Genomic DNA, 4,395 nt, shown 5'->3' on the forward strand with positions numbered 1-4,395 from the left:
GGCGACATGAGCACCGAGAAGGCCAAGGACAGGGTCGAGCGGGTGGCCGGTGCGGCCCGTCGTGGAAGCGGGCGCGGAGAACGAGATGGTCACGTCGGGACGGGTGACGCTGTCGGACCGGCGGACGCGCAGGAGCTCGACGTCCGAAACCCGCCAGCACGCGGGGGACCCGCGGGCGAGGATCCGCTCATGACCGCTGAAGGACAGGGAACGCGTATCCGGCATCGTGGGCGGGAACCGCAGGTCCATCCCACCGCTTACGTCGCCCCGACGGCCACACTCGTCGGCGATGTCCGTGTGGGGCCGAGGGTCCGGGTGATGTACGGCGCCGTCCTCGACGCGGAGGGGTCCCGGATCGAGGTCGGGGAAGCGACGGTGATCTGCGAGAACGCCGTGCTGCGCGGGTCAGCGGTCGCCGGTGACCAGCCGGTGCTCGTCGGCGACCACGTCTTCGTGGGACCGCACGCCACGCTGCTCGGTTGCGAGGTCGGCAGGTGCGTCTACGTGGCGACCTCGGCGACGGTCCTCCAGGACGCGCGACTGGGCGCCGGCTCGGTCGTCGCCGTCGGCGCCCTCGTCCACGCGCGAACCGTCCTGCCGGACGAGTTCTTCGTACCGCCCCACACCGTGGCGCTCGACGCTCCGGCGCGGTTGCTGGCCCCCGGCGACCCGGGCCTGGCCGAGGCCATCGGCCGGGTGGGCTTCGCGCGGGTGGCCTTCGGCGTCGACGCGGAGTGGACCGACCGGATCACCCGGTACGAGCGCGTCGCGGAGGTGCGTGTCGCCGAGTTCGGCGCGCACGCGGACGACGAGGTGCTGGACCAGAGCCCGCCGACCGGAGAGCGCTGACCGGAGAGCGCTGACACCTTCACCACGATTGTCGGCCCTGAGGATCCCACGGGCACCCCTGAGCCCCACCAGGTTCCGAAAGCCCGTCCCGGGAACGGCTTCGCCGGGGTACGGTCTGGCGGGGACGTCGAGAAGAGGGGGCCGGGGCGGGATGAGCGAAGACCGGGAGAAGCTGTTGCGGGCGGTGGAGTTGCTGCTGCTCCCCGGCGTGACGACGACGCCGATCAGCGAGCTGATGCCCTTCCTCACCGACAGGAACCATCGCAAGTACGAGATCGCGAAGGCGGTCCGCGAGGCGATGAACACCATGACCGGCGAGGGCCTGGAGGACGAGCAGCGCAAGGAGTTGATCGCGCTCGCCGAGGTCGTCCGTCGGAACTAGCCCGTCTTCAAAGGAGTCCCGCGCAGACCGGGAACGACGCCGACCGGCCGCCGCCTCGGAGGCGGCGGCCGGTCACTTCGATGTCGGCACCAACTGGGATGCTTCTGCGCATGAAGCAGAGGATCAGACCCACTCTCACCCAGATCACCGGGATGCACGAGGTCTCTTCCGATCTGAGACGTCAGCTCGTCGACTGCTGGATCGCGGTCACGAACGCAGGTGGTGCCGCGGGTTTTCCTTTTCCTCCGGTCCATGACGACGACGTCGCGCCGGTCACAGACGAGCTCCTCAGCCATCTCGCCCCGTCGCGCAGCCGCCTCGTCATCGCCAGGTTCGGTGAGGCTCTTGCCGGATGGGTTGTCCTCAAAAGTGATCCCTTTCGGCTCGTCGCGCACTGGGGAACGGTCCACCACCTCCAGACCCACCCCGGCTTCCGCGGCCGTGGTGTCGGCTCCGCTCTCATGCGAGAGTTGCGGACGGTGGCCCGTGACGAGCTGGGGCTTGAGCAGCTCCGTCTCACGGCCCGGGGGAGAGAAGGGTTGGAGGACTTTTACGGCCGCCTGGGATGGCGGGAGGTCGGCCGCTGGCCCAGCGCCTTGCGCTTCGCGCCCGACGACACCCGAGACGAGGTCCTGATGCTCCTCGATCCCCTCTGACCGACAACCCCTGAGGCGTGTCCTCTCGATCAATCGCGAGCCCGGATGAGGGGGGCGGCAAGGTGGAGGGCAGCCTGGTAGGCGATGGCTGTCGCTGGCGAGGTGGACTTTCGTGCTCAGGCCGCCGCGGGAACGTCCGAGCGCATGGTCGCCGGGCTCAGCCCGATCTGGCGCCTCTTTTCCTGGCTCCGGCGGCATGCTGGTGGGCTCGGCAGACGGTGGAGTCCACCGACACGGTCCAGCCGATGTCGTCCGGACCGTCGGCCACTGCCGGAAGCGCGGCGAGGATCCGTTCCCAGGTGCCGTCCACGGCCCACCGGAGCAGCCGTTTGTGAGCGGTCTGGAACGAGCCCAGCTCGTCTGGCAGGTCCCGCCAGGGCGAGCCGGTGCGGTATTTCCAGGCGATGGCCTCAAGGGTTCGGCGGTGGTCGGCCCATCGCCGACGGCGGACCGGATCGGCCGGCATCCACGGCTCGATCCGGTCCCACATCGCATCAGTGATCACCAACCGGACAGACATGTCCGATCAACTGACGAGCGGATCAAGGAAACACGCTCTAGGCGGTCCGGCTCGTCGGGTGGAAGTTGACGCGCTCCCTGACGACGGGGAAGCCGGCCTTCGCGAAGTTCGCGGCCATGGGGAAGTTCCCCCGGTCCGTCGCCGCGCCGATGAACTCCGCGCCGTGCTCGGCCAGGAGGTGGGTGCACTCCGCGAGCAGGTCGTAGGCGTAGCCGCGCCCGCGCTGTTCGGGGAGGACTCCGATGAAGCCGATGGTCGGGCCGGAAGGGTTGTGGGCGGGGATGTGGATGCCGGCCAGGTCGCCCTCCGGGGTGTACGCGACCTGCCACCACTCCCGGGGAGAGGGGCACCAGTGGAAGAAGTCGAGCTCCTCCTGGGCCGCCTGGTCGAGGCCGCCCTCCTCGATGCTCCTGAGCGCGTGGGCGTCCAGGGTGACGGAGTGGATGCGGCGCAACGCGTCGAGGAAGACGGTGTCGTCGGGTTCGCCGCCGAAGCGCAGACGTCCGGGCCGCTCGGGCAGACCCCGCTCCGGGGTCCAGCGGTACAGGAAGCGTTCCACCAGGAGTTCGTACCCCGCGGCCCGTGCGGCGGCGAAGCGCGCCTCGGCGGACGCGCGCAGGTGGGGCGTCTCCCGCCAGCCGCCGGGCAGGTTGATCTCCAGCTCGACCTGCCAGGGAGCGGAACGCAGGAGTGCGGCCCCGGCCTCCTCCTCGCCCTCGGCCACGTCGAACCAGTTGATGTTGACGGGCTCCGGGTCGTCGGGACCGCCCCACCACGCGCCGCGTGCGACGACCTCGCCGCCGCGCAGGGCGACGCGCTTCCAGTCGGGGCGGAACCGGGTGCGCCGATGGCCTTCACGGGCACCCAACGGGTCGGGCAGTGCGTCGAAGAGATGAGCGTCGCTCGCGGAGAGCGTGCGGATGACCGGATCGGTCATGGGTTCCTCCGGGATACAGGCTGCTTGGAGCGCTCCCGGTCAGAATCGACGAACCGCGCCGGGACAGGGGAAGAGGGAGCGCTGGAAAGGCGTGAACTGCACGGCACTCGCCTCCTTCCGTCGTCTCAGGGCGTGGAGCCACACCGTATGTGATCCTCCGCGAGGCCGTCCACGGGTTTACGCGCCCTCGTCGCGACGGTCCGGTGGGGACGATCACCCCATGAATCCCACCGGCAGACGCACGCTCCGACCTCCGTCGCCGCCGCGGTATCCCAGGGACCCTGAACGACCACGCGAAGGACCCGTCGTGGCGCCCCCGTCCGCAGTGCGGTGACCATCGCCCCGCACGGCTGCCTGCCGTACGAGCTGTATCTCTCGGCCGCCCACGTGCGCGGGGACGACGCGATCGAGCGCACGACAGGGACGACTCCGATCGTGCGCCGACCGCAGGAGGCGGGCAGGTGCACCAACGTAACGGGTCCATGGAAGAAATTGAAGAGATCATGAAAAAGATCTACGTGCACAGGTGCAGGGGCGAGTCGGTGGCTCCGGGTGTCCTTGCGGCCCCTGTCGCTCCTGGGAAGCGCTGACCGGGCCGGGTGTGGACCGGGGGTCCTGTCGACTCGGGGGTGGCCCAGGTGGGGGCTTAGTTGTCGAGCAATTACGAAATCAGCGCGATATCTTGCGTTCACTTGTTGGGGGTGGTTGAGTGTGCCGCGCCCCACAACGCACGTCGCCGACCTCCGGTGGGGCGACCTCCACGTTCTTGCCCGAAGGGGACCACTCGATGAGAAGTGCCAGGCTCCGCCGTACCCGCCGCGCCAGCGCGGTCACCCTCGTCTCCGCGATGACGCTGACCGCGCTCGCCGCCTGCGGCACGAGCAGCAGCGACAACGACGGCGGCGGTACTTCGCAGCCGACCGGCTCGTCCGACGCCTCCGCCCCGCTCGACCCGAAGACGAAGGTGTCGATCACGATCGACTGCATGCCGCCGGCGGCGAAGGCGGCCGAGCTGAAGGAGTGGAAGGAGGACGTCGCCGAGTTCAACAAG

At 69.7% G+C, this 4,395-nt stretch carries 5 protein-coding genes and 2 pseudogenes; 4 read left to right on the forward strand and 3 right to left on the reverse strand.

Annotation, left to right across the window (positions count from 1 at the left end; all coding sequences use genetic code 11):
• Window positions 1–249: hypothetical protein (locus ACFQ8C_RS36570; protein ID WP_383466216.1), on the reverse strand; the 249-nt coding region annotated here is incomplete at its 3' end.
• Window positions 250–318: 69 nt separating this feature from the next.
• On the opposite strand from ACFQ8C_RS36570, the gene ACFQ8C_RS36575 reads away from it, so the two are divergent.
• The 3 genes from ACFQ8C_RS36575 (at window position 319) to ACFQ8C_RS36585 (ending at window position 1,887) form a co-directional block, all read left to right on the forward strand.
• Complete coding sequence (locus ACFQ8C_RS36575; RefSeq protein ID WP_383466218.1) at window positions 319–849, forward strand: gamma carbonic anhydrase family protein; 531 nt, start codon at window positions 319–321, stop codon at window positions 847–849.
• A gap of 151 nt (window positions 850–1,000) precedes the next feature.
• Window positions 1,001–1,231, forward strand: coding sequence for a hypothetical protein (locus ACFQ8C_RS36580; RefSeq protein ID WP_383466220.1), 231 nt, complete (start codon window positions 1,001–1,003; stop codon window positions 1,229–1,231).
• Window positions 1,232–1,341: 110 nt separating this feature from the next.
• Complete coding sequence (locus ACFQ8C_RS36585; RefSeq protein ID WP_383466222.1) at window positions 1,342–1,887, forward strand: GNAT family N-acetyltransferase; 546 nt, start codon at window positions 1,342–1,344, stop codon at window positions 1,885–1,887.
• 75 nt (window positions 1,888–1,962) lie between these two features.
• Here the strand turns inward: ACFQ8C_RS36585 and ACFQ8C_RS36590 are convergent.
• Window positions 1,963–2,407 (reverse strand): annotated as a pseudogene (locus tag ACFQ8C_RS36590) (IS5 family transposase); the annotation flags it as partial.
• Window positions 2,408–2,444: 37 nt separating this feature from the next.
• On the reverse strand, window positions 2,445–3,344 hold the full coding sequence (locus ACFQ8C_RS36595) for a GNAT family N-acetyltransferase (protein ID WP_383466224.1): 900 nt from the start codon (window positions 3,342–3,344) through the stop codon (window positions 2,445–2,447).
• A 787-nt stretch (window positions 3,345–4,131) separates the two neighbouring features.
• Here ACFQ8C_RS36595 and ACFQ8C_RS36600 point away from each other — a divergent pair.
• Window positions 4,132–4,395 (forward strand): annotated as a pseudogene (locus tag ACFQ8C_RS36600) (sugar ABC transporter substrate-binding protein); the annotation flags it as partial.

It is taken from the genome of Streptomyces sp. NPDC056503 (genome assembly GCF_042794995.1).
In the GTDB taxonomy this organism is placed as follows: Bacteria; Actinomycetota; Actinomycetes; order Streptomycetales; family Streptomycetaceae; genus Streptomyces.

What these genes read in the sequence shown, in the direction of transcription:
- ACFQ8C_RS36575 (WP_383466218.1), top strand. Translation starts at nt 319, where the DNA reads ATGTACGGCGCCGTCCTCGACGCGGAGGGGTCCCGGATCGAGGTCGGG.
- ACFQ8C_RS36580 (WP_383466220.1), top strand. Translation starts at nt 1,001, where the DNA reads ATGAGCGAAGACCGGGAGAAGCTGTTGCGGGCGGTGGAGTTGCTGCTG.
- ACFQ8C_RS36585 (WP_383466222.1), top strand. Translation starts at nt 1,342, where the DNA reads ATGAAGCAGAGGATCAGACCCACTCTCACCCAGATCACCGGGATGCAC.
- ACFQ8C_RS36595 (WP_383466224.1), bottom strand. Translation starts at nt 3,344, where the DNA reads ATGACCGATCCGGTCATCCGCACGCTCTCCGCGAGCGACGCTCATCTC.